The sequence below is a fragment of the Gluconobacter sp. DsW_056 genome, from assembly GCF_002153595.1.
GTDB classification, from domain to species: Bacteria; Pseudomonadota; Alphaproteobacteria; order Acetobacterales; family Acetobacteraceae; genus Gluconobacter; species Gluconobacter albidus.
Genome location: NZ_JOPF01000015.1, coordinates 21,521 through 46,821 on the forward strand (window position 1 = coordinate 21,521; position 25,301 = coordinate 46,821).

Here is a 25,301-nt window from a genome sequence, read left to right on the forward strand (position 1 = left end):
GTTAGCCAGAAAACGCCACCGCCGCAGCCGGATCGGTAATCGTGAGTTGCCCGGTCTCCATCCGCCCGCCCAGCACATGTCTGAAGTCCGGGTCCTCCGGAGAAGTCAGCGTCACATCATACCACTGATGCGTGGCTGACAGATCCAGCCTGATATCTTTATGCCCACCGGATTTCAGAACAACCGTTTGCAACGGCGCAGCATCTCCCGTTCGGTACTGGACAGTCACCGGAGCCCTGCCGCCATTGCTGAGGGAGAGAAGAAGTGCTGCGCCCCTCCCCTTTGCACTGCTTTCATAGCGACATGCGGAGCGCAACAGAACACGGTCAATATGCCCCCGATAGGCGCGGTAAAAGCCATTGGGCGCATGAACCGCCACATCATACAGCCCTTCTACGACCGGAAGCGTCACATCCATGTCGTCACCAGCCGCAACAGCATAGGTGCCCGCCTGCATGTCCCTACCATCATTGCGATAATCATAGACATTGAACGGCGCACCCGCAGAGCGTTCCCCATGAACACTCCGCCCCGCGCGGAGCTTCAGATGCACGCGCCTCTCTCCGGCCTGCACGCCCCCGTCGCAATAAAGTTCATACGGCAGCGCACAGGCCGGACGTGTTCCCGGTTCCTGCCGAACGGTTTCCCGCAACAGATCCGGCTGTGCCCTCAGTGTCGCCATCTCGGAAGCGGACAGAGAGCGAAAACCGCCCGGCATCGGACGGTTCCGTGCATCCTCAATCACCCGCAGATGCGTGTCGCGATCCAGATAACTCAGGGACGGTGCAGCTTCTTCAGAAGAATGAAAGCAGGACGTCAGATTGCCACAGATCGCACGACGCCAAGGAGAAATATTCGTCTCCCGGACAGGCGTTCCGAACTTCCGTTCAACGAAATGCTCCAGAAACTGCAACGTCGAACTGTGGTCGAAAAGCTCTGAATTGACCCGTCCGCCCCGGCTCCACGGGGACGCAACCACCATCGGCACCCGGAACCCGAGGCCAATCGGGCCGCTACGGGCCAGTCGCTCGGGAACACCCAGTCGGACTTCATCTTCAGCGACTGTATACTCCAGTCCGTCCGCTCCGATTGTCCCGGAAGACCGACCCGTCTCCGGACGCTGGGGATCGGGGGCAGCGTAAGAGCAGCAATGATCGAAATACCCGTCATTTTCATCATAGGTCAGGATGAAAATGGTCTTTTTCCAGACCTCAGGATTTTCAGTCAGAATATTCATGACCTCCGAGACATACCACGCCCCGTACCAGGCCGATGTCGGGTGGTCCGAGAAATGCTCCGGAGCGGCCAGCCATGAAACGGCCGGAAGAGTCCCTGTCCTCGCGTCCTTGCGGAACTGGTAGAGCACATCGCCCTTGGGCGCTTTCATTCCCTTCGCGTCCGGATCATCCTCAAACGCCAGATCTTCAAGCGAATGATAATCCGGATCAGCCTTGTTCGTCACGAACGCCTTGGTGAAAAGTGCGCGCTCCGCCGGGGTCAGCTCTTCATAACCCTTTGCGGATTTCTGCCGCCGGCGCAGAACCTCCATCAGCGCCTTGGCTTCCACAAGCTGCTCACCACGCTCACCCGAAACCAGCATCTCAAGTTTTTCAAGCCGGTTGATATGCTCGGAACATTCCTGGATCCGCTCGTCAATCCAGTCTCCGAAGCCTGGATTGGAACCGACATTGAAGCTGTCAAAACACTCCAGAACGTTACATCCGAAGTTCGACAGCCAGGATCGTTCCGGCCCCGACATCCCTCCCGTCTGACTGAGTTCGTTCTGATAGAACTTCCAGGAAACCCCGATCTTTTCCAGCCGCTCCGGAAAAGTCGTCCAGGTCATCCCGCCTTCAAGAATTTCCGGGTTCCGCATATAGACGCTGGATGTCGTGTTCTGCTGGTCACGGACGGTTCCCGTCCAGAAGATCAGGCGATTGGGCGTCGTGCTTGTCATCGCCCCACAATAATTCTGATCACAGACCGTAAAGGCATCGGCCAGCGCGTAATAAAACGGAAGATCCTCTCGGGTATAATAACCCATCGTCAAAGGATACTGTTTGTATTCCTTTTTGTGAGGTCGCTTGGCATCAATCCAGTCATCATGATGCCCCCCATTCCAGGCATCGACCTGACTGTCCCGTGAATGCGGGATCGAGCCCATCCACGTGACTCTGGTATCATGAATATTGAGGCGCCAGGGTGCATAGGTTTCGCCCCCCTTCCCCGACTGCACGAAAACGGAATTACCGTTTTTCTGCCGGATGGCCCGCCTGTCATTGAACCCGCGAACACCGGCGAGTGTTCCGAACATATGATCGAAAGACCGGTTTTCCTGCATGAGGATCACCACATGCTCGGCATTCAGATATGTCGTTCCCGGATCGGGCGCTATGGCGTAAGCGCGGCGAATGGCGGCCGGCAGCCCCTGCGTTGCTGCGGCCGCTCCGCCGAACAGGGCATATTTGAGAAAGGTTCTGCGAGAGGACATGTCGATCTTTGCCTGAAACCGGAAGGCGTTTGTAACGCCAGAAAAGGTATATCAGGACAGTCCTAGACACTTCGCAGAACCGGTTCACCCCCCGTTTTTATAATTTAATAAAGGTTTCACCACCCGCAACTGTGGCGAGGATCAGTTCCCAAGCGAGCGGTCAACAGAGCGTCCTGCGCGCTCGACCGGCCCCTTCGGCGGATCAACAGTATCGCGAACCTTCTCGCCAAACGTCCGATGATGCTCGCAAGCCGTCAGCGTAACGCACGACACAGAAAGAGCAAGAAGAAGCAGGATTGATTTTCGCATGGGAGTGTTCCTTCAAAAAAACGTTTCGACACGGTAAAACGCCGCAGGCTTTTTCCGGTTTCTTTCAGAAATCCGAAACGATTTTCAGTCTGTACCCGGACAGGCCTGCCCTTTCATCATGCCGCCCACCAAAAAATACAGTCATTCCCGAAATAAAATTCTCATCCACCCCAATCGGAACCAGTAAATCAAAAATCACTATATTCATAATATGACACTATATTTTCCTAATTAAAATAAACCCGCAGATTTTTAAGGCATATCGACTGTCGCAAAACAGTCATGTTTCAATGGTCGCATCCCTTTGCGGGCTGCCATAAATTGAAAAAAGGTAAACAACCCATGGATCGGTGATGTCTGAAACGACGATAGGTTCCCGCGCGGAAATCCAGTCCTCTTCGCGCCCCGACATGAGCGGAGGCAACAAGCCTCTTCATGTTGTCCTCTTTTTCGCAGTCTTGATCGGCGCACTGGGCTTCGCCGCATTCAGTATCCTTCGGGACATGCATTCGGTCGGCGAAGGGGCCCTCGCAACGGGAACCTTCGTGATGCTCGGCATCGCGCTGATCATTGCTCTGGCTTTCGAGTTCGTTAACGGCTTCCACGACACGGCCAACGCCGTCGCAACCGTCATCTATACCCGCAGCCTGCCACCGCTGATTGCCGTCATCTGGTCCGGATTCTGGAATTTTCTTGGGGTTGCGCTCTCAACTGGCGCAGTCGCCTACAGCATCGTCACACTTCTGCCGGTGGAACTGATCCTGCAGGCCGGAAGTGACGCGGGCTACGCCATGATTTTCGCCCTTCTGATCGCTGCCATCGTGTGGAATCTCGTGACATGGGCATTCGGCATCCCCAATAGTTCGTCCCATGCTCTCGTGGGGTCGATCATGGGCGTCGGCCTGGCCAACCAGCTGATGTCGCCGACCGGAGCTGCGACCCAGGGTGTTGACTGGAGCCAGGTCGGAAAGGTGTTCTCCGCCCTGCTGTTCAGCCCCATCTGCGGGTTCGTCATGGCCGGACTTCTGCTGCTCGTCATGAAGCTGCTGATCCGCAACAAGGCACTCTATCAGGCCCCCAAGGGCGATACCCCGCCGCCTCTGTGGATCCGCGCACTGCTGATCTTTACCTGCACAGGCGTCTCGTTCTCGCATGGGGGCAATGACGGGCAGAAAGGCATGGGCCTGATCATGCTGATCCTGATCGGCGCCGCTCCCACCGCCTATGCCCTGAACCGCGCCATGCCGGAAAGCGCCATGCCGGCCTTTTTCCAGACCTCTGCGGAAGCCGAAAAGATCTTCCTGAGCCATACTCCGGACCCTTCCACCACCCTGACGGCAGAAAACGCCCGCGAAATCGTGGGCGCCGGCCTGCGCGCCAAGTCCGTGGCCTCTCCGCAGACTTATGATGCGCTGGCCGTTCTCAGCAACGACATCTCCACCTCGGTCAAAACCTATGGTTCCATGAAGGCCGTCCCTGCCGCGGCCGTGCCAAACGTCCGTACGGACATGTATCTGGTCGCAGACGCCATCCGCGTCATGGGAGAAGCAAAGGACTTCACGCCGGCGGAAAAGAATGCGCTGAAATCCTTCCAGTCCGAACTCTATCACGGCACACGTTTCATTCCGCTTTGGGTCAAGATTTCCGTCGCCATTGCGCTGGGTCTTGGAACAATGGTCGGATGGAAGCGCATTGTGGTGACGGTCGGTGAAAAGATCGGCAAGACCCACATGACCTATGCCGAAGGAGCCTCTGCTGAACTCGTGGCGATGACAACCATTGGTCTGGCCGAAAGATACGGCCTCCCCGTCTCGACGACGCACATCCTGTCGAGCGGCGTGGCTGGAACAATGGCGGCCAACGGATCAGGTATTCAGATCTCAACCCTCCGCTCCATGGCTCTGGCATGGGTCACCACCCTGCCCGCCGCCATGGCAATCGCAGGCATCCTGTATGTCCTGTTCCGCCAGATTTTCTGAAGAAACCCTGACGCCCTGTGCGGAAACCAGATCCGTACAGGGCTTCCGTCCTATTCCTGACGTATCAGGATCGCCCTGAAATCATTGACGTTCGTCCCGGTCGGACCGGGCACAAACAGGTCACCCAAAGCCTCGAACGCGGTATAGGCGTCATTTTCCATCAGAAGATCAATGGGACTGATCCCTCTCTCCCGCAAACGCTCCATGCTGGCCCCATCGGCGAACGCTCCCGCATTGTCTTCTGACCCGTCAATGCCATCGGTATCCGCCGCCAGAGCCACAAACGGGAAGCCCTCCGCCGCAAGCGCAAAAGCCAGGAGAAACTCTGTGTTCCGGCCGCCCCGCCCTTGCCCGCGCATCGTTACCGTGGTTTCACCGCCCGACAGGAGCACGACCGGCCGCCGGAAAGGCCGATCTCTCAGAACGATTTCCCGAACCAGAGCGGCATGAACCTTTCCGACATCTCTGGCTTCCCCTTCAATCGCATCGGACAGGATCACAGGCTGAATTCCAGCCTGCCGCGCCTTTTCCGCCGCAGCTTCCAGAGACAGATGCGCGGACGCGATCACGCGGACAGTGTTCCCGCTGAACACCGGATCGGTTGCCAGTGGGGCCCGGCCTTCCTCCCCATCGAGCCATAAGCGGACCTTCGCCGGAAGCTGTATTTTCCAGCTTTTCACAAGGCGCCGGGCGTCTTCGCGGGTTCCCATGTCCGGCACTGTAGGCCCTGAAGCCACCTGTGCCGGATCATCGAACGGAACGTCGGACACCACGAGAGACACCACCTTCGCCGGACTGGCCGCCGCTGCAAGACGGCCGCCCTTGATACCGGAGACCTGCTTGCGGATGCTGTTCATAACCGAAATCGGCGCCCCTGATGCCAGCAGCACACGATTGAGTTCAGCCTCATCCGCAAGTGTCAGTTCCGCTGACGGAGAGGGCAAGAGGGCAGATCCGCCGCCACAGATCAGCGCCACCACAAGATCATCCGGCCCAAGTCCTCTCACGGCGTCAAACAGTGCGTCTGTTGCCCTCAGGCCAGCCTCGTCTGGCACGGGGTGCGACGCCTCCAGCACACGAATGAACTGCGTTGGACACACATTGCCGTAACGGGTGACCACCACACCGCTCAGCGGCCCGGTCCAGACACGCTCAAAAGCCGCCGCAAGCTGGGCAGCCCCTTTCCCCGCACCGATAACGACCGTTCGTCCTTTAGGGGGATCGGGAAGATACGCCCCCAGAATGCGATCGGGTTCTGCCGCTCCAACGGCGGCCTCGAAAAGTCCCGTCAGAAACCTGCGATCCTGAAACATCATTGTCAGTTCCTGTCTGTCCTCTTGCACGTGAGGTTTCGCCCACTGGCCTGGTCACACTCAATTTCCATGATTCCAGTAAAACTTCGGTGGAATCCGTAATTTTCAGAGGGGCTCATATTTCACACCGAGAATGAAATCACGATTATCTGAAAATAAATTCACAGGAAAACCACCTTCGATATTACCCGACGTCACAGTTTGAATTTCTTTCTGGAGATTTTTTTCTTGCATTATGACGAAATATGCCGTCTACATTGATCCGGCAGGTGCTCTTAGGCGAGTTTTCGGCGCGTGTTGCGCCATTCGTTCTCCTTAAGTGTTATGATTTCGTGTGTATCTTGTACACGACTGCTATTGTTAAAAAGGAGCCTCGTTATGGCAACAGGCACCGTAAAATGGTTTAACTCCACCAAGGGCTTTGGCTTCATCCAGCCTGACAACGGTGGACAGGACGCGTTCGTTCATATCTCTGAACTCGAGCGCGCCGGAATGCACACCCTCAACGAAGGTCAGCACGTCTCTTACGAGCTCGAAGCTGGTCGCAACGGCAAAACCTCAGCAGTGAGCATCAAGGCAATCTGATTGCCCCGATGTACATTCTGATGTGCAGAAAGCCGCCTTTACGGGCGGCTTTTTTCATGTCTGCACACCTCGGGAAACTGCGGTAAATTCGCTCATACCAAGCAGGGCCGTGGCAGCCGGGCTCTGATAACGCTCCTTGTGACGCAGACCATAGAAAAAACGACTTTCAGGGACCTGAAGTACGGCATGCAACGTGCCTGCGCGCAACGCCGGACCAACAACCAGAGACGACAATGCGCCGATTCCGGCCCCCGCTTCTATGGCCGTCCGCACACCCTCATTTGAAGGCAGAACCAGACTGATATTCAGATCTTCGATGCCGATATCATATTTTCCCAGATAGTGCTCCAGCGCTGAGCGTGTCCCGGAGCCCGCCTCTCGCATGACCCAATCCTGTTGACGTAACCAGACGGCGTCGATCCGGGGTGGAATCAGGGAACTTGCCTGCACAAGAATCATATGGTCCTCGCCGACCGGCCATTGCGCCAATGCGGGGTCATCGACAACGGCTTCCACAATCCCGACCTCGGCCTCGCCCTCCCTGACCATTCGGGCCGCTTCTTCCGTATTGCTGATCGCCAGCTCGACCTCGATATCTGGATATCTCTTCCGGAAGGCGACAAGGATCGCGGGCAACCAGTATGCGGCAATGGTCTGACTGGCGACAGCCTTCAGCGTCCCCCGCCTCAAACCGCTGATATCCTTCAGAATATTCTCAGCTGCCGTTGCCTGCGCCACCACCGCCCGTGCCTCCGGCAGAAACAGCCGTCCGGCATCCGTCAGACCGATCCCCCGCCCAACCCGATGGAAAAGCTTGATCCCATAACGCGCTTCCAGCGCCGCAATAGCGGCCGAAACTGCGGACTGGGTCACGTTCATCGCCTGGCTTGCGGCTGTGACGTGCTCCCGTTCTGCAACGGCGATGAAAAGACGAAGCTGGTCGAGTGTCATGCCGTCTTTCTAACAGATTCCATCTGATTTTCCGATTGGAATCAAAAAAGTTATTCGTTGGAATGATATATCGGCCTCAGCCTAGATATCTCCGGCAAGGGAGATCATCATGCACATATCCTGCTTCAGAAACCGGCCTGCTTTCAGATTGCCCGAAATTTTGGTCACAAAATTTCCCGGCATCGCTCTTTGCGCGAGCACGGCCCTGCTGGCTTTTGAAGCAGAAAAAATCGAACGCGCATTCCTTCAGAAATCATGGCTTGAAATGCTTAATCTGGCCCTTGTCATCGGGATCTGCCTCCGAATGGTCTCCAGTCGAAGCCGCGTTTTCGATCCAGGGATCAGGTTCTGCTCAAAATCCCTTCTGGATGTGGCAATCGTTCTTCTTGGAACCGGATTTAGCATGACTGGAATTGTCTCGGCAGGCCCCGGAATTCTCGTCTGTGTTTTCGGAATAGTCGCTTTCAGCCTTGCCCTGACCATACTGATCGGACGCCTCACCGGCCTGTCCCACTCACAGACCCTCCTCGTGGCCTGCGGCAATTCGATCTGCGGAAACTCCGCCATCATGGCCGTCGCACCCGTCATTCATGCCCGTGAAGAAGATATTGGCGCCGCTCTTGCCTTCACCGCCACAGGCGGTCTTGCCATTGTTCTGGGCCTGCCACTTCTTCTGCCATTCCTGCATCTGTCCGATATCGCGGAAGGCAGCGTTGCCGGACTGACCGTCTATGCCGTCCCACAGGTCATGGCGGCAGCGTCACCATTCGGGACCGCTGCCCTGCATACCGGAACACTGGTCAAGCTCATGCGTGTCCTGACGCTGGGACCCGTGTGCATTGTCCTGTCGCTTCTGTACGCCCGCAAAAACCGTCAGACAGGAACGCATCAAACGTCACGTCGTCTTATCCCGTGGTACATCACGGGATTTCTGCTGATGATAACCTGCCGGTCTTTCAACATAATCCCTGAAGCGCTTCTTCCCGTCCTCAACACCCTCGCCACGACCCTGACCGTCATGGCGATGGCCGCATTGGGAATGAGCATCGATATCCGCTCCGTCTTCAAGGCCAGCGGGCCGTTGATGCTCACGGTCGCCCTGTCTCTGGCCGGCCTCGTCAGCGCCAGTCTGGCGCTGATGAAGATCCTGACCTGACACAATCCTACTGGTAGATTTTCCCGTAACGGTTGGCCAGATAATCAGCTAGGGGAATATCTTCCTGCCGGACAAAACCCTGAGTCGGAATTTTTCCTTCCGCCAGCAGATCCAGAACGGCACAGATGGACCCGGCCGTCGTAAGCTGGATCGCCGTGCGGAACCCTCCCATGAAATCCTGCGCCTCAATGGAACGGGCCACGGTTTCCTGCTGGAGCTTTCCGTTCTTCAGACCTGTCACGATAACGGAAAGCACAACCAGATCCTGTGCAGTCCCCGGAATGGCATGCGTGAAAATATCCTGAAGGATATGCCGCCGCTCCGACAGACGCAGATCCGACAGCAGAACCTTCATGATATCCCGATGGCCCGGATAGCGCATGGTGCGATAATTGAGTTCCCGAACCTTGCCCTCATAGGTCTCGCACAGAGACCCGAGCCCGCCTGACGTGTTGAAGGCTTCATAGGTCACGCCATCAACACCCAGCGTCTCGACCCCGTCCATAGCAGGAACCACAACCCGCCGCCCGTCTACGATCGCTTCGCACGGCTCGATATATTCGTTGATCAGACCTTCCGTGCTCCAGGTCAGGTTATAACCCAGCGCGTTGGACGGAAACCGCGGCAGCGCCCCGACCCGCAACCGGATTGTCTCCACCTCATCGAAATGCTGCGCCAGATCATGTGCAGCAATGGAAACAAAGCCCGGTGCCAGACCACATTGCGGAATGAATGCGCTGGACGCCCCTTCGGCCAGCGCCCGCACATCTTTCGTGGAGGCCACGTCCTCCGTCAGATCGAGGTAATGCGTGCCGGCCGCCGCAGCCGCTTTTGCAATATTCCGCGTCAGATGAAAGGGGAGTGCCGACAGTACGGCGAACTGACCGTCCAGCAGCGCCGGATCCAGCCCTTTTGCGATGTCCACTGTCCTGCGCCTGATGCCTTCCGGCAAACTCAGTCCCTGAAGATGATCAGCATGGCAGTCCAGCAGCGTGACGCCATAGCCTCCGTGATGAAGGAGTTCCGCAATGGCTGAACCGATCTTTCCCGCGCCTGCAACCGTAACCTGCTTCATGATCATATCCTGTTCCGGAAGTGTTATGACAGCATCACGATCAGGGCAGACGGATCTCAAGCGGCATCCCGACGATGAAATACAGTTTCCATCGGCAGATTGCCGGTTATAACTGGCAGAATGACGGATTCACTAGATCAGGCCCTGCTCGACATCCTGCGTCGCAATGCGCGCACGCCCACAGCTGCGCTGGCGCGCAGGCTGGGGATTTCACGCACTACACTTCAGGGACGCATGGAACGCCTGGAGCGGCAGGGCCATATCCGTGGCTATACGCTTGTGGAAAATACTGACGACGACCTGCTGCGTGCACATGTCTCGATCGTCATCACGCCCCGTCACAGCCAGAAGGTGGAGCGCGACCTGAAAACGCTACCCGAACTCCGCGAATTACACGCAGTCAGCGGCGCCTCGGATCTGATCGCCCTGCTCGGCGCCGCAACGACGGAGGGCATCAACCGTGCCATTGACGACATCGGCCAGATGGAAGGCGTAGAGAGGACGGTGTCCGCCATCATCCTCTCCACACGCTTCCGTAAAGGGAACTGATCCCTCAGAGAGCGGCGTTGAACACCAGTCCCAGAACCGCAGCATCCTTGTAGCGGGTGGTTCCGCCAAGACGGTTGAAATACTGAAAGTCCGGCTGAAGCGTCAGACCATTCATGATGTGATAGCTGTAGAAGAATTCGTAAATGTTCTCATGGGACTGAATGCCGTGCGGAACACCGAAATTGGTGGACTGGAACGGCAGCCCATTATCAAACGACGCTTCCTGCTGAAGGGTCGCAGCCCGGCTGAAGTTCATCCACTGATACGCAATACCCCACGTATCCAGCGGACGCCCCCAGAGCTTTCCGGTATCAAGCAGAGAGCCGACCAGATGATGGTTCATCGCCGAGGTCTGGCCAGAGGCATAGGAATAGTATCCTGCCAGCATGAGGCCGTTCATCGGACCATCACCATGCCGGATCAGCATCTGATCCATCAGCACCCAGACGGACGTCTGACCACTCTGATAGCGCGGACTCCGGCCACTCAACACCCAGGCCTGCCCAGAGCCGTCATCATACAGATCGTGATAGCGCGAATTGTCGTACATGGCGCCGACCTTGTAATGGCCGATCAGCTTGTCCTTGCCAAACTCCGGAATCCAGCCCAGTTCAACCTCGGTAGAAAGCTTTCCAAGCCCGCTCTGCGCCCAGGACCAGCCGGAAATACCGCCATTATAGGAATGGGGAGACACGGCAAACAGCCCGCCCATCAGATAGAGATGCGGGTTCGGCATCAGACGCAGAACCGTGCCCATATTGCCCGACGGCCAGTCACGTCCGCCATTGAGGTACTTGGTCGGCGTCACGTTTCCGCACATGGAAACGTTCGTGAAGCTGCAAAGCCAGGGGGAGTTGTTGAAGAACGTCCCCGTCGGGATCCACCCTGCCGCCAGATCCACCTTCCGGTTGAACCACGCTTTTTCCGCATAAGCCCAGACGAGATGCGCCACGACATTGCCACGCGCACCATAGATCTGCTGGGCCTGCGTGACATTATCCCCGATATCACCGCTCAGGTTCCGGCCATGCCCGTTGACCATGAGCGTATGCAGCCACAGATCCTTCGACCAGTCGCCACCCAGAATCTGGTGCCAGTCCAGATCAACCGTCACGCCAACCTGCCCGGCATTCGTCTCGGTCTGGTGACGACCACCCGTCACATTGCCCATAAGACTTTCATACACATCCACCGCAACATAGATGCCATGCTTCTGGAGCCAGGTCTGCACCCCTCCCCAGGTCCCGAACATATGGGTCGTGCCGTAGGGCGCACCAAAGGACGGTGGTCCATAAGGAGACTGGAGAAAACCCGGAATGGTCGTGGACAGCGGAGGAACCGGCTGCGTCTCTGACCCCATGGGGGCAGGATTCGTCAGATCTTCCGAACTGGCCTTGCTCTTGCTGCTCTGCGCCTCAGCAGTACCAGACCCCATCGTCAGCACCCCCAGCCCGCAGGCGAAAGCGAACGACAGAGCGGAACCGGATCGACGATAAGCCGTACCAGAAGAAACCAACGTCAGGAATTTACTCACATGCCTCAAACCAACATCCCCTTGCAGAGCCAAAAAACGCGAAATACACCGATGCCATGATCGGACACCTTTAGTAAAATTCACTTTACAGTTCTCTTTACAGAAAGAGCCTTGCTGCAGGAAGGCACAAAACAGTGATACAATTGAAACAATAAGACTTTATTTTGGAAATAAGATCACATTAGTTTTTATTATCCTCCCATCCCGGAATCCCGATGCAGCCTCCCTGCCCCGCTCCTGACGCCATTACCGTCAATAATCTCCGGAAAACCTACCGGATCCGCGAAGGAGGAAGCTGGCGCGGAAAGACGCGCGAGATCGTGGCGCTGGACGGAATTTCCTTTTCCGTCCCCAAAGGCCAGATCGCCGGTTTTATCGGTCCGAACGGCGCGGGAAAATCGACGGCCATCAAAATCCTGTCCGGAATCCTGCGCCCCACCTCTGGCGAAGTGCAGGTCAACGGACTTGTGCCCTGGACCAGCCGCGTCGCTCACGTCGCACGGATCGGGGTCGTCTTCGGTCAACGCACCCAGCTCTGGTGGGATCTGTCGGTCGGTGAAGGTCTGGCGCTCCTGCGCGACATTTACGGCGTCGAGCCCGAACGCTTCGCCCGCAACCGCGCCCGTCTGGCCGATGCGCTTGATCTGGGCGAGATCATGGACCAGTCCGTTCGTCAGCTTTCGCTCGGACAGAGAATGCGCGCCGAAATCGCCGCTTCCCTCATCCACGACCCCGACATTTTGATTCTCGATGAGCCCACCATCGGTCTGGACGCACCGTCCAAGCTCGCCGTCCGGGCATTTGTCCATGAACTCTGCCGGGACCGCGGCACGACCGTTCTGCTCACCACCCACGACATGCATGATATAGAGGCGCTGGCCGAACGCGTGATCGTCATCGGGCATGGCCGTATCCTCGCGGACAGCCCGTTCGAGGATCTGCGCATGACAACCCTGTCCGAACGCATTCTCGAACTGGATTTTCACGGTACGCCACCCGAAATGGCGCTTCCGGCCGGAGCGGTCGAAACCGCCCGCGCGCCACACAGCCTCACCATCACGTTCGATCCGCGCCAGATTCCGGCCCCCGCCCTCGTCGCCCATGTGGGACATCTGCCCGGACTGGACGATCTGAGGATCAGCCGCCCCTCAATCGACGAGATCATCACACGCTTTTATGCGGACCACGCCGCATGACGCTCCGCCCCTATCTCACGGCCTTCGGGCTGCAATGGAAGATCGGTCTGCGCTACCGTATCGCGGTCGTGGCCGGACTGGTGGCGCAGATGTGGTTCGGCGCCGTGACGTTGATGGCCTATGCCTCCGTTTACCACGCAGCCCCCGACGTCCAGGCCCCGCTCTCGCTGCGACAGGCCATGACCTACACCTGGATTCAGCAGTCCCTCTTCACGCTTTTACCGCTGGGCTGCCTGCCCGCTGTCGGAGACGCCGCCAAAACCGGCGCGATCGTCTATGATCTGCTGCGCCCGGTCGATATGTGGAACTGGTGGCTGTCGGCCAGTCTGGCGCGTCTGCTGGGCAATGCCGTACCACGTGCAGTCCTGCTGGCCTGCGTGGCGGGCCCGCTGGCCATGCTGGTCGGCCTCGGCGCATGGAGCCTCGCGCCACCAGCGGATCTGACTGCAGCAGGACTGTCGCTGCTCTCCATCACGTTTGGCGCACTGCTCTCGGCCACCATCGTCATGTGGTGGAATATCCTGACGGCCCGCACGCTTTCGCCCCTCGGCAGCTACGCCGTCGGCACGCCGCTGGCCGTGCTGCTGTCGGGAATGCTCCTGCCGCTGCCGCTCTATCCCGACTGGATCCGTCCCTTCCTGCTCGCACAGCCCTTTGCCGGAATTACCGACATTCCCATCCGGATCTATCTGGGCACACCCATTCCGGGCGGCGTCGCAACCGGACTGGGTCTTCAGCTTTTCTGGCTGACCACCCTGACCCTGCTCGGACGCCTGTGGATGCGCCAGACAGTCAACCGGCTGGAGGTGCAGGGTGCCTGAAACGATGCCATCTCCGACCCGCACGCTCAGCGCCCTTGGTCTCTACCGCCGCATGGCGGGCGCTTCGATCGTCGCACAACTCCGCTACCCCGGCACATTCGCCATTCAGGCCATCGGGAATTTCGTCACGACCCTGCTCGGCTTCTTCGGCATCTGGAGCCTCTTTCGCCGCTTCGGCAGTATCGCAGGCTGGGATATCGGTACGGTCGCCGTTCTTTATGGCCTTGTGAACGTAGCCTTTGCGGTCGCCGAAACACTGGGGCGCGGTTTCGAGGTCTTTGGCGGCGAATATGTCCGTACAGGTAGCTTCGACCGCCTGCTCCTGCGGCCACGCTCGACCCTGCTTCTGCTTCTGGGCCACGAACTGCGCCTGCGCCCCATTGGACGTTTCCTTCAGGGCGCGTTCGTTCTCATCGCGGGATTATGGCTTGCGCCTCATGTCCAGTGGAGCGCGGTTCTGGTTCTGCCGCTCGCCATCGCAGGCGGTGCAGCCATGTTCCTCGGCGTCCTGATCGGACAGGCCGCACTGTGCTTCATCACGGTCGAGGGGCTGGAAGTCGTGAACGTCCTGACCTATGGCGGCGTCGAGGCTGGACAGTATCCTCTGACCATGTTCGGACGCTGGCTCCGGCGGTTCATCACTTTTGTCCTGCCGCTCGCAGCAGTCTGCTACTATCCCGCCCTGTTCAGCCTCAACCATCCCGACCCGCTGGGCATACCGACATGGATCGGCAGCCTCTCGCCACTAGCAGGTTTTGCCTTTCTGGGCGTCATGGTCCTGATCTGGCACCGGGCCGTTGCCAGATATGTTTCCAGCGGAAGCTGACAGCGGGGTTTAAGACCCGGCACTCATCAGTGATACATGCGCGGCAATGATCTTCCATCCATCTGGCGTGCGGAACCAGGTCTGGCTCTGACGCCCGATTTTCTCTGCCCCGATGCGCCGGAACTCCAGATCCACCGTCGCCACATCCTGCCCGACAGCCGTAACGACACGCCGCAGAACCTCCCGCGGCGGCGACCCTCCCGTCCGCGCCCGGCGGAAGGCCTGGATTTCCTCGAACCCGTAAAGGTTCTCCCCCACACCGTAACGAACCGTTTCCGCGCCGTCGTAAAAAAGAGCATCCAGTTCATGCAGGATGTTCTCGCCCAGCGCCTTTTCATAGCGGTCGGACATCGCAGTCACGTCTGCAAGAACCTGAGGATCATTCAGCGCAGGAAAAGGATTCAGCGTCATCATTCGGTCTCCGGCAGGACTTTCGAGAAGGGCTTTCACTCACGAAAAAGACATAGCATTCTTCGAAAAAATCACCATCTCGTGAATTTTCGAAACGTAACGAGATCTGTACCATTTTTCGTAAATACTGATTCCTCTCCCCAAATCATAAAAAAAAATTAATGGATTTTGAAAAGTAAAAAAAACTCCATAAACCACGATTTAAAAGACGTTGTATTTCATCCCACCTATTGTCCCGGTTTCCCTTCCTTGCTCAAAATCTGTTGGGAACCGAGCTGAATGAATGCCATCGTCGTCACCGCGCTAAGGCGACCGCTCACCTTTGTCGTCCTGTCGATCATGATCGTGCTGCTTGGCGTGATGTCGATCTTCAAGACGCCAACCGATGTTTTTCCAAACATCAAGGTTCCGGTAGTCGCGGCAATCTGGACTTACCCGGGACTTCTGCCCCAGGAATTTGCCGGTCGTATCACCTATAACTTCGAACTGGCCGTTACCACGACCGTTCAGAACATCGAGCACATGGAGTCCAGCTCCTATTACGGCCGCTCGATCGTCAATATCTATTTCCAGCCCGGAACATCGGTCGGTACCGCCGAAGCCGAAGTATCGGCCATCGCACAGACCGTGCTGCTCGGGCTCCCGCCCAAAGTCCCGGCGCCGATGATCGTGGCCCTGAACCCGTCACAGGTTCCGGTCATTGCCCTTCAGATGACGTCTGACAAACAGACGCCCTCCGATCTCTTCAAGCTCGGTGTCATTCGCGTTCGTCCGCTCCTTGCCACGGTTCCCGGCGCCATCGTCGCCCATCCTTACGGCGGCATGGACAGCTTCGTCATGGTCTCCCTGGACCAGAAGCAGCTTCAGGCCCACCACCTCTCCGCCGCAGACGTTCAGGCAGCCCTGACCGCCCAGAACATCGTTCTGCCGGCAGGCGACCAAAAGATCGACGCAACGGACTGGATGGTCCAGACCAACGCCGCCCCGGAATCCATGGACGATATCGCCAATATTCCGGTCAAGCGGGTTGGCAATGCGGTCATTTATGTGCGCGATGTGGCGTCAGTCTATCGCGGCGGCCATCCCCAGACGAACCTCGTGCTGGTCAAAGGCCGCCAGGGCGTCGAGATGATCACCCAGAAGGGCGGTACGGCCTCCACGCTCGATGTGGTCGCGGCCACCAAGGCCCTGCTCCCGCGCCTGAAAGCAATCCTGCCTCCTGACGTCCATATCTCCATCCTGTCCGACGCCTCCATCATGGTGAAGGATCAGATCAAGGATGTGGTTCAGGAAATGATCACCGCGTCGTTCCTGACCGGTATCGTGGTTCTGCTCTTCCTCGGCTCCTGGCGCTCCACGGTCATCATCGCGACCTCAATTCCGCTCGCCATTCTGTGCTCGATCATAGCCCTTGGATGGGCCGGCCAGTCGATTAACGTCATGACGCTCGGTGGTCTGGCCCTTGCAGTCGGCATCCTTGTCGATGATGCCACAGTGATGATCGAGAACATCGACGTTCACCTCGAAATGGGCAAGGATCTCGAAACCGCCATTATTGATGCGGCAAACCAGATCGTCATCGCGACTTTCGTCTCCACAACCTGCATCTGCATCGTCTGGCTGCCGCTGTTTGAGCTGGATGGCGTCGCAGGCTACCTCTTCATGCCGATGGCCCTTGCCATCATGTTCGCGATGATCGCGTCCTTCATCCTGTCGCGAACCCTCGTTCCGACCATGGCGAAGTACCTTCTCGCAGGCCATGTGCATCATCCCGTCGGCGCGCCCGGCCCCGATGAAGACCCGCACGGCATCCATGACTCTGCGATCGACATCCCGAACCCTCATGCGACCCAGCGTCCGCCATCGGGCTTCTTCAGCCGCTTCCAGAAAGGTTTCGAAGCACGTTTCACCAGCTTCCGTGAAGGATACAACACGATCCTCACACGCTGCGTGGCACGCCGTGGCGCCTTTGTCGGCATCTTCATGGTGCTCTCCATTGCGTCCATGGGGCTCTATTTCGTCGCAGGGCGGGACTTCTTCCCCGAAGTGAAATCCGATGCCCTTCAGATGCACATGCGCGCCCCGCTCGGAACGCGTATTGAAGTTGCAGGCCGCATCGCCGCCCTCGTGGATGACCGCATCAACCAGCTTCTGCCGGGCAAAATCGAGAACATCATCTCGAACTGCGGCCTTCCCGAAGGACCGCATAACCAGGCCTTCATCCCGACCCCGTCCATCGGGACACAGGATTGCGATCTGACGATTGCCCTGAAGAACGCTGAATCCCCGGTCTGGGATTACCGTGCCCTCCTGCGCAAGGATCTCTCCAAACGCTTCCCAGGAACGGTCTTCACCTTCCAGCCTGCGGATCTGACGAACAAGATCCTGAACTTCGGCTCCGCCGCCCCAATCGACATCCAGCTCTCCGGCCCGGATGCCATGGAAAACTACAACTACGCCAAGCACCTGATCGGGCTGATCCGCCAGATCCCGGGCACGGCAGACGTGAACATCCAGCAGACGATGTCCACACCAACGCTGATGGTGAATGGCAACCGAACCTTTAGTCAGGCAACTGGCGTGACGGAAGCCGATCTTGCAACCAACGAACTGCTGACGCTTGCCGGTTCCGGCGTCGTCGATCCGCAGTTCTGGCTCGACCCTGTCGACAACGTCACCTTCCCGCTCAACGTCTACACGTCACAGGACCAGCTCACCCATCTCAATGATCTGCTGACCATCCCGGTCGACAAGGGAGACGGCGATCCCAACGACAAGACCCAGCTTCTCGGCGCTCTTGCCAATGTCGTGGCAGCCGGCACCCCGGGCGAAGTCTCGCACTACAACTCGATGTCCGAAATCGACATCTATGTGAACATCGAAGGCACCGATATGGGCTCCGTGCTGGACAAGGTGCGTCAGGTCGTCGCCCACGACGATCATAACAAACCGACCTCCGCCGAAGTCGATATCCATGGTCAGGCCACAACGATGGCAAGCGCCTACAAGCAGCTCATCATTGGTCTCGCGATCTCGATCGTCCTGATCTATCTGCTGATCGTGGTGAACTTCCAGTCCTGGCTGGATCCGTTCATCATCATCACAGCCCTTCCGGGCGCACTCGGCGGCATCGCATGGGCTCTGTTCCTCACACAGACACGCTTGTCCGTCCCGGCCCTGACGGGCGCCATCATGTGCATGGGAACTGCAACCGCGAACTCGATCCTCGTGGTGTCCTTTGCTCGTGAACGCCTCGAAATCCACGGCGATGCGCTTAAAGCCGCTATCGAAGCCGGTTATGGCCGCATCCGCCCGGTCATCATGACCGCTCTGGCCATGGTCGTGGGCATGATCCCGATGGCGACATCGAACTCGACCAATGCGCCTCTCGGACGCGCCGTAATCGGCGGCCTGATCGTCGCAACGATCTCGACCCTCCTTTTTGTTCCCTGCGTCTACGCAATCCTCCACAACCGCACATCGCGTCAGAAGGAAATCGCCTGATGGCTACCTCCCCCAAACTCATCGCCGCTGCGGGAGGGTGCCTCCTCGCGCTCTATGTCGGCTATATCGTCGTGGACCGCATTCATGTCTCTACCGCCCTCGCGGCCGAGACCAGGGAAAATGCTCTTCCCGACGTTGCCGTCGTCAAGCCGATCCAGTCACCCAAGAAGGTCGCCCTGACGCTGCCCGGCAATATCGACGCCTGGTATCAGGCCCCGATCTATCCGCAGGTCTCGGGCTACGTGAAGATGTGGTACAAGGACTACGGTGCCCGCGTGAAGCAGGGCGACGTTCTGGCCGAGATCAACGCCCCGGCGCTGGACGCACAATACGCACAGGCGAAAGCCGACCTTGCGTCGATCATGGCCAAATACAACCTGTCCAATGTCACGCTCCAGCGCTGGCAGGCCATGGGCCGCTCACAGTCCGTCTCGGGGCAGTCCGTCTCAGTCGCACAGGCTGACCAGCAGTCCGCCAAGGCGCAGGTCGAAGCCGCCGAGCGGAACGTTGCGCATTTCGAGGCGCTCGAACGCTTTAAAACGATCGTCGCCCCCTTCGATGGTATCGTAACCTCGCGTGACATCAACGTCGGCGACTACGTCCATGACGGTGGTGGCAACCTCAACGCCGCGGGTGCGGCCTCCGAGCTTTTCACCGTGGCTGACGTCCACAAGCTGCGTCTGTTCGTCTCAGTGCCGGAAGTCTTCCAGTATGTCCTCCAGCCGGACATCACAGCCGAAGTCACCGTCCCGCAGTTTAAGGAGCGCAAGTTCACAGCGAACTTCCTGACGACCGCGCGCGGCTATGATCCGAACACCCGGACCTCCACCACGGAATTCGAGATGGACAACCCGAATGAAGTCCTGTGGCCCGGCACCTTTGCTTCGGTGGAACTCAAGGCAAACAACGAGAATGCCCATCTCTATGAAGTGCCCACGAGTGCTCTGGTCTTTCAGGAGAAGGGCATGCAGCTCGCAGTGGTCCGGGATGACAACACGGTCCATTTCCAGAACGTGACGGTCGGACGCATGGCCGATACGGCAACGGAAATTCAGGCTGGCATCGGCCCGAACGACCGCGTGATTGCCAACCCTCCAGCGGACGTACTCGAAGGCGACAAGGTCAACGTGACGGTACCGCAGCGCGGCTACAACCAGTCCGGCTTTGGAAAAGAGAACGAGTAAGATGATCCCATCCTTCTCCCGCCTCCGCCGCACCGGTCTGGTCTGCGGCACCGCCCTGTCGCTGCTCGGCCTGTCCGCATGTGATCTGGCGCCGGGCTACAAGGCCCCCAATCTCGTCGTCCCTGCTTCATGGCAGGGACAGGCGCCGTTCGCCGTGGCCACACCCGCGGATACAGCACTACCCACCAACTGGTGGACCATGTTTCAGGACCCGCTGCTGAACGATCTTGAAGCCCGCGCCACCTCGGATAACGGTGACATCCAGGCCGCTGCCGAACGCTTCGTTCAGGCGCGCGCCCTCGTCGTGGCCGCGCGTTCGGAACTGCTCCCGCATGTCAGCCTCGAAGCCGGTGCCTCGGACAACAAGCAGTCCGCCGATCGGCTGTTCCGCAACGGTGCGACCCTGACCCAGACCGAAGAGGAATATGGCGGTCTGGCATCTTGGGAACCTGACTTCTGGTCGTCCATCCGCAACCGCGTCCGCGAACAGAAACAGTTCGCCCAGCAGCGTGCGGCCGATTTCGCGATGGCCCGCCTGAGCACGCAGGCCGAGCTTGCGCGCGACTACATCCAGCTTCGCGGCTATGACGCGCAGGATGCGATCTATGCGCAGTCCATCGGCTATTATGAGCGTGCCGTTCATATCACCGAAAATCAGGTCCAGAACCAGGCTGCTCCCCGCCTCGATCTGGCACGGGCACAGGCGCAGCTCTACACCACACAGGCAGCGCGTCTGGACATTCAGGCCGCAAGGCAGGTTACGGAACATGCCATCGCGGTGCTGACCAACAGTTCGCCGTCAAGCTTCCACATCCCGGCCAGTCCGCAGTTTCATTTTGTTCAGCCGACGATCCCTACGGACGTTCCCTCCACCCTGCTCCAGCGTCGTCCGGACATCGCATCATCCGAGCGCGAAATGGCACAGGCCAATCGTGAAATCGGTATCGCACGTGCGGCTTTCTATCCGCATATCGCCCTGCGCCTGAATGGTGGGTTCTCCGCCAATGGCTTCGATCTGGCCAATCTGGCCAACTCGCTGTGGACCTATGGCGCGACGCTCGACATGCCGCTCTTTGATGGCGGACTGCGCCGGGCGGAACTTCAGAGAACATGGTCGGCCTATCGTGAAACGCGTGACGACTATCGTATGAAAGTTCTGTCGGCCTTCCGCGAAGTGGAAGACGGGCTGTCCCTGACCGAACGTCTGACCAAGGAAAACGCGGCGCTGGAACAGGCTGTCAAAGCCAATCTCGCCACGCAGAACATGACCATGACGCTCTATCAGGGCGGCGTCGGAACCTATCTTGAGGCCATCTTCAGCCAAGAAAACACGCTGGAAAGCCGCATCCATCAGGTCGAGATCGCAACCCGTCTGTACCACGCGGACGTGGACCTGATCCGCAGCCTTGGCGGCGGCTGGACCATCCGCGACCTGCCCACAATGGACCAGACCCTGTCCATTACGCCGTTGCAGTACGACAACCTGCACCATCCCAAACCCGTCGGGGACGTCACGACGTCACAGCATCCCGAACAGTTCGAGAACCTGACGACTGGCCTGCCAGCGGCACGGTGAACGAATATTTTGCCCTGACCGATGTCAAACGGGTCAGGGCAAAACAGGGCATTGACCTTTCCGCAAGGAGCGCTCCAATAAGCACCCAGGTTCTACCGGGCCTATGCTTTACCCCGTTCCCTGCCACGAGTAGGCTCTGCTTCATGCGTTACGTCATTCTTTCCAGTGTTCTTCTGCTTGCATCCTGTTCTTCTGCCCCGTGGGTCACAGGACATACCGACAGCAAATGCATCCGCGAACAGATGGTGAGTGGGGCCACTGGCAATGCCCGCCCCTTCGCAGCGGCCGCAGGCTTCTGTGCCGCCGCCATCCGCAGGGAAAACAAGGGACATGGGCGCCCGCTGGACGTGCGTGACGACATGACCCTTCAGGCCATGGCGGAAAACCCGGATTACAATACCGCCGGACTTGCATTCGTGCCGCGCGATTCCAAGACGAAAATTCCCGGCGGCATCCGCAACATCAATATCGACTGATCCGTCGCGGAAACAGTTTCGTATTCCCGCAGCCCCTCACAAAGGAAGGTCTTTTCATGTTCAGCCACATCATGCTGGGTAGCAACGACATTGTCCGTTCCAAGGCGTTCTATGATGCAACGCTTGGTGTCCTCGGCTGTACGGCCGCCGAACCCGACGCCAAGGGTCGGCTTGTCTATGCCCATTCCGGCGGTCGTCTGATCATCACGAAGCCCCTGAACGGCGAACCTGCCACTGGTGCGAATGGCGGGACTGTCGGGTTTGCCATGAGCAGCCCCGAACAGGCGGACGCCTGGCACAAAGCCGGCGTTGAAAACGGTGGCGAGGCCATCGAAAACCCGCCCGGCATCCGCCATACCGGAATGGGCGACCTGTACCTGGCCTATCTGCGCGATCCGGACGGCAACAAGCTCTGCGCCCTGCACCGGGTCGGCTGAGAAACCAATCCCGGCAGCGAGGTTGTCTGCCGGGCGGGCCTGCGGCATGAAAGGGACCAACACGTCCCTTTTCCCTGTCGGCAGGTTTCCAAGATGTCTAACCATACCCCCATTGGTCTCGAAAACGGCTCTGCGCCCGTCACGGCACTCACCCATTCGGGTAATTTTCATGTCGATGAGACCATGGGTTATGTCATCCTGCACTATGCCCTTGCGCCGCAGGGGGATCTTCGTGCGCGTGTTCTCGAAGAAAAATCCGCCGACCGCCTGACCTTCATCCGGACGCGCAATCCGGATATCATCAAGTCGGCCGATATCGTTTTCGACGTCGGTGGCCTCTACGATCCGCCGCATGGCCGTTACGACCACCACATGAAAGACAAGCCCCTTCGTGAAGACGGCACCCCCTACAGCGCAGCTGGTCTCCTATGGAAGGATTATGGTCACGCGGCCATTCGCAACATCCTGAACACGGCGGCCGATGACGCCACCGTGGATCTGATCTGGCAGAGCCTCGACAAGTCCCTGATCCTGCCGATCGACCAGGATGACAATGGTGTGGTCAAGATGGGCAAGCTCTCGCTGGCGGACATCGTCTCGGCGTGCAGCCCACCATGGGATACGGCTGAGCTTTACGGACGCCAAGAAGCCCGCGCACGGGAATCCCTCGGTTTCGCCAATGCCGCCACAGCGGTCGCCTCGCATCTGATCAATGTCGTGGACCGCATCCGTGCCAGCCTCAAAGCGACGAACCGCGTGATCGCGGCGTATGAGAGCGCCGAAGACAAGCGCATTCTCGTCATGGAAACGGGCATGCCGACGGAAAAGGTCATTTTCGAGCGTGACCTGCCGGTGGTGTATGTCGTCTCTCCGGCAGGGCCGGAGCAGTGGAACGTCAAGGCCGTTCCGCCTGTGCGTGGCGATTTTGGGCAGCGCGTCTCCTTGCCGGAAGCCTGGGGCGGCCTGGAGCGGGACACGCTGGCTTCCGTCTCTGGCGTTTCCGACGCCGTATTTGCCCATCCTGCCCGCTTCATCTGTGGTGCAATGAGCCGCGAAGGGGCCATCCGCATGGCCCAGCTGGCTCTGCAGATCGCCGGGGTCTGAGACGAAACGTCTCAACTCAGGGCCTTGATCTTCAAATAAATTTCTTCATCGGAAGTCGGTGTTGCCGCTAGGAAAGCTCCGAATTCCGGATTTCTCAGCGGCGGACCACTTTGATGACGAACCTCCCTTTGCGTCTTCCTGTTGCGGCGATCGGTCTGTGTCTGATGTGGCCGCTCGCCGCTCACGCAGCCGATACGGCCCCTCCGACCAGAACCCCGATCAAACATCTGGTGGTGATCTATCAGGAGAATGTCTCGTTCGATCACTACTTCGGAACATATCCGAAGGCTGCCAACCTCGCCGGCGAGCCCGAATTCCATCCGTCAGCAGACACACCGCGTGTCGATACGCTCGCTACGGCAGACCTGCTGAGGCACAATCCCAACACGATCCTGGCCAATGGCCGGGACGCCTCCCTGCCCTTCCGGCTGGATCGCACACAGGCCGCAACCGCCGACCAGAACCATGGCTACACGGCAGAACAGCGGGCCTATGACCACGGAAGGTCCGACCTGTTCCCACGCTATACCGGACGAGCACTGCCCGGCGGCGTCGGTGCGTTTGGCACCAGAGGGGAGGTCATGGGCTATTTCGACGGCAACACCGTCACGGCGCTATGGCGCTATGCACAACGTTTCGCCATGAGCGATGCGACCTATACAGACACATACGGCCCCTCCACGCCCGGCGCACTGGAAGTGGTTTCCGGCCAAACCAACGGTCTGCAGATCAAAACCACGACCCAGAAGCCTTCAACACTGCATGCCGCATCGCCTTATGTCGGAGACGGACAGGGCGGTTGGACCATGATCAATGACATTGATCCCGCAGACGACGTCTGCTCCACGCCCAACAATCAGGTACGGATGACCGGGCCGAATATCGGGGATCTGCTCAACAGACATGGAATCACCTGGGGTGGCTTCATGGGGGGATTCAACCTTTCAATCCACAATCCCGATGGCTCGACAGGATGCCAGCGCCAGACGCTCTCCCCGACCGTCAGCCAGACCGTGGCGGACTACATCCCCCATCATAACTGGTTCCAGTATTACGCCAGCACGGCCAATCCGACACATGCACGGCCGTCTTCCACAGCCGCCATCGGACGCAGCCTGCGCCCGGACAACGGCCAGCCGGACCCCGCCAACCACGAATACGATCTTCAGGACTTCTTTGCTGCGACAAAAGCAGGAAACCTCCCCGCCGTTTCTTTTGTAAAAATGCCCGCCTGGCAGGACGCCCATGCGGGGTATTCGGACCCGCTGGATGAACAGAAGGGCGTAGTTGAACTCGTCAATTTTATCCAGACCCGCCCGGAATGGCGCGATACCGCCATTTTCATTGCTTATGACGATTCAGACGGGTGGTACGATCACGCCTTCGTCCCTCCCCGTCATGGGTCCGCCGATCCCGAAGTCGATCAGCTGGACCGACCGGGACATTGCGGAACCGCAGCGCGTCCGAAAGGTGTGGGCGGCTCTGAAGTGAACGGCCGGTGCGGACCGGGGACACGGATCCCCCTTCTGGTGCTGTCACCCTGGGCACGGACGAATTATGTCAGCCATGTTTTCCTGACCCAGTCCTCCATCCCCCGCTTCATCGAAGACAACTGGCTTCAGGGCGACAGACTGGGCAAAGGCTCTTTCGATGCGGATGCCAATTCTCTCGAGGACCTGTTCGATTTCAGTCACGCACCCAGACCGGAGCCCCTGTTTCTCGATGCCGGAACGGGTGCTGTAAAACAGCACTCCTGAAACGACAAAGGGACGCGATGACACCGCGTCCCTTTGTCGTCTTGGCCAAAGCGTGAACACGCTCCGG

General features: G+C 58.6%; 21 protein-coding genes. 14 read left to right on the forward strand and 7 right to left on the reverse strand.

What is annotated here, in order from left to right; translation table 11 throughout:
- Position 1: 1 nt before the first annotated feature.
- Positions 2–2,491 (reverse strand): phosphocholine-specific phospholipase C, encoded by a 2,490-nt coding sequence (locus tag HK22_RS13040; protein ID WP_086649569.1) that lies wholly within the window; start codon positions 2,489–2,491, stop codon positions 2–4.
- 141 nt (positions 2,492–2,632) lie between these two features.
- Entirely contained in the window at positions 2,633–2,800 is a 168-nt protein-coding gene (locus tag HK22_RS15245) for a hypothetical protein (RefSeq protein WP_165919968.1), read from the reverse strand.
- Positions 2,801–3,153: 353 nt separating this feature from the next.
- Between HK22_RS15245 and HK22_RS13045 the strand changes: the two genes are divergently transcribed.
- Positions 3,154–4,779, forward strand: a complete 1,626-nt coding sequence (locus HK22_RS13045; RefSeq protein WP_086649570.1) for an inorganic phosphate transporter — start codon at positions 3,154–3,156, stop codon at positions 4,777–4,779.
- A 50-nt stretch (positions 4,780–4,829) separates the two neighbouring features.
- On the opposite strand, the gene HK22_RS13050 is transcribed toward HK22_RS13045, so the two are convergent.
- Positions 4,830–6,095 carry a glycerate kinase gene (locus HK22_RS13050; protein WP_086649571.1) on the reverse strand — a complete coding sequence of 422 codons (1,266 nt, stop codon included), beginning with the start codon at positions 6,093–6,095 and terminating at the stop codon, positions 4,830–4,832.
- A 375-nt stretch (positions 6,096–6,470) separates the two neighbouring features.
- Here HK22_RS13050 and HK22_RS13055 point away from each other — a divergent pair, with 375 nt between their 5' ends.
- On the forward strand, positions 6,471–6,677 hold the full coding sequence (locus tag HK22_RS13055) for a cold-shock protein (RefSeq protein ID WP_062027513.1): 207 nt from the start codon (positions 6,471–6,473) through the stop codon (positions 6,675–6,677).
- Between the two features lie 54 nt (positions 6,678–6,731).
- Here the strand turns inward: HK22_RS13055 and HK22_RS13060 are convergent, their stop codons facing one another.
- Positions 6,732–7,628: a LysR substrate-binding domain-containing protein gene (locus HK22_RS13060; protein WP_086649572.1), complete on the reverse strand. Its 897-nt coding sequence runs from the start codon at positions 7,626–7,628 to the stop codon at positions 6,732–6,734.
- A gap of 109 nt (positions 7,629–7,737) precedes the next feature.
- On the opposite strand from HK22_RS13060, the gene HK22_RS13065 reads away from it, so the two are divergent.
- Positions 7,738–8,784: a YeiH family protein gene (locus tag HK22_RS13065; RefSeq protein ID WP_086649573.1), complete on the forward strand. Its 1,047-nt coding sequence runs from the start codon at positions 7,738–7,740 to the stop codon at positions 8,782–8,784.
- A 7-nt stretch (positions 8,785–8,791) separates the two neighbouring features.
- Here HK22_RS13065 and HK22_RS13070 read toward each other — a convergent pair whose 3' ends face one another.
- Positions 8,792–9,859, reverse strand: coding sequence for a saccharopine dehydrogenase family protein (locus HK22_RS13070; RefSeq protein WP_062027524.1), 1,068 nt, complete (start codon positions 9,857–9,859; stop codon positions 8,792–8,794).
- Positions 9,860–9,979: 120 nt separating this feature from the next.
- Here HK22_RS13070 and HK22_RS13075 point away from each other — a divergent pair, with 120 nt between their 5' ends.
- The gene (locus HK22_RS13075) at positions 9,980–10,408 is read left to right on the forward strand and encodes an Lrp/AsnC family transcriptional regulator (protein ID WP_062027508.1); all 429 of its coding nucleotides are present in this window, start codon (positions 9,980–9,982) and stop codon (positions 10,406–10,408) included.
- Between the two features lie 4 nt (positions 10,409–10,412).
- Here HK22_RS13075 and HK22_RS13080 read toward each other — a convergent pair whose 3' ends face one another.
- Positions 10,413–11,768 (reverse strand): carbohydrate porin, encoded by a 1,356-nt coding sequence (locus HK22_RS13080; RefSeq protein ID WP_369827270.1) that lies wholly within the window; start codon positions 11,766–11,768, stop codon positions 10,413–10,415.
- Between the two features lie 389 nt (positions 11,769–12,157).
- Here HK22_RS13080 and HK22_RS13085 point away from each other — a divergent pair, with 389 nt between their 5' ends.
- The 3 genes from HK22_RS13085 to HK22_RS13095 are packed head-to-tail and all read left to right on the forward strand — an operon-like array spanning position 12,158 to position 14,785.
- A complete protein-coding gene (locus tag HK22_RS13085; RefSeq protein ID WP_086649574.1) occupies positions 12,158–13,138 on the forward strand; it encodes an ATP-binding cassette domain-containing protein in 981 nt (326 codons plus the stop codon).
- Complete coding sequence (locus tag HK22_RS13090; protein ID WP_086649575.1) at positions 13,135–13,959, forward strand: ABC transporter permease; 825 nt, start codon at positions 13,135–13,137, stop codon at positions 13,957–13,959. Before HK22_RS13085 ends, HK22_RS13090 begins: the two co-directional genes overlap by 4 nt.
- 4 nt (positions 13,960–13,963) lie before the next feature.
- Complete coding sequence (locus tag HK22_RS13095; protein ID WP_086649609.1) at positions 13,964–14,785, forward strand: ABC transporter permease; 822 nt, start codon at positions 13,964–13,966, stop codon at positions 14,783–14,785.
- Between the two features lie 9 nt (positions 14,786–14,794).
- On the opposite strand, the gene hpxZ is transcribed toward HK22_RS13095, so the two are convergent.
- On the reverse strand, positions 14,795–15,196 hold the full coding sequence (gene hpxZ, locus HK22_RS13100; RefSeq protein ID WP_086649610.1) for an oxalurate catabolism protein HpxZ: 402 nt from the start codon (positions 15,194–15,196) through the stop codon (positions 14,795–14,797).
- 279 nt (positions 15,197–15,475) lie between these two features.
- Between hpxZ and HK22_RS13105 the strand changes: the two genes are divergently transcribed.
- From HK22_RS13105 to HK22_RS13135, 7 genes are all read left to right on the forward strand, one after another.
- A complete protein-coding gene (locus HK22_RS13105; RefSeq protein ID WP_086649576.1) occupies positions 15,476–18,700 on the forward strand; it encodes an efflux RND transporter permease subunit in 3,225 nt (1,074 codons plus the stop codon).
- A complete protein-coding gene (locus HK22_RS13110; RefSeq protein ID WP_086649577.1) occupies positions 18,700–19,884 on the forward strand; it encodes an efflux RND transporter periplasmic adaptor subunit in 1,185 nt (394 codons plus the stop codon). Before HK22_RS13105 ends, HK22_RS13110 begins: the two co-directional genes overlap by 1 nt.
- A 1-nt stretch (position 19,885) precedes the next feature.
- Entirely contained in the window at positions 19,886–21,460 is a 1,575-nt protein-coding gene (locus HK22_RS13115) for an efflux transporter outer membrane subunit (protein WP_086649578.1), read from the forward strand.
- 143 nt (positions 21,461–21,603) lie between these two features.
- Positions 21,604–21,936 (forward strand): hypothetical protein, encoded by a 333-nt coding sequence (locus tag HK22_RS13120; RefSeq protein WP_086649579.1) that lies wholly within the window; start codon positions 21,604–21,606, stop codon positions 21,934–21,936.
- A gap of 56 nt (positions 21,937–21,992) precedes the next feature.
- Entirely contained in the window at positions 21,993–22,373 is a 381-nt protein-coding gene (locus tag HK22_RS13125; RefSeq protein ID WP_086649580.1) for a VOC family protein, read from the forward strand.
- 93 nt (positions 22,374–22,466) lie between these two features.
- Entirely contained in the window at positions 22,467–23,477 is a 1,011-nt protein-coding gene (locus HK22_RS13130) for an MYG1 family protein (RefSeq protein ID WP_062107647.1), read from the forward strand.
- A 113-nt stretch (positions 23,478–23,590) separates the two neighbouring features.
- Positions 23,591–25,234 carry a phospholipase C gene (locus tag HK22_RS13135; RefSeq protein WP_086649581.1) on the forward strand — a complete coding sequence of 548 codons (1,644 nt, stop codon included), beginning with the start codon at positions 23,591–23,593 and terminating at the stop codon, positions 25,232–25,234.
- The last annotated feature ends 67 nt before the right edge of the window (positions 25,235–25,301 follow it).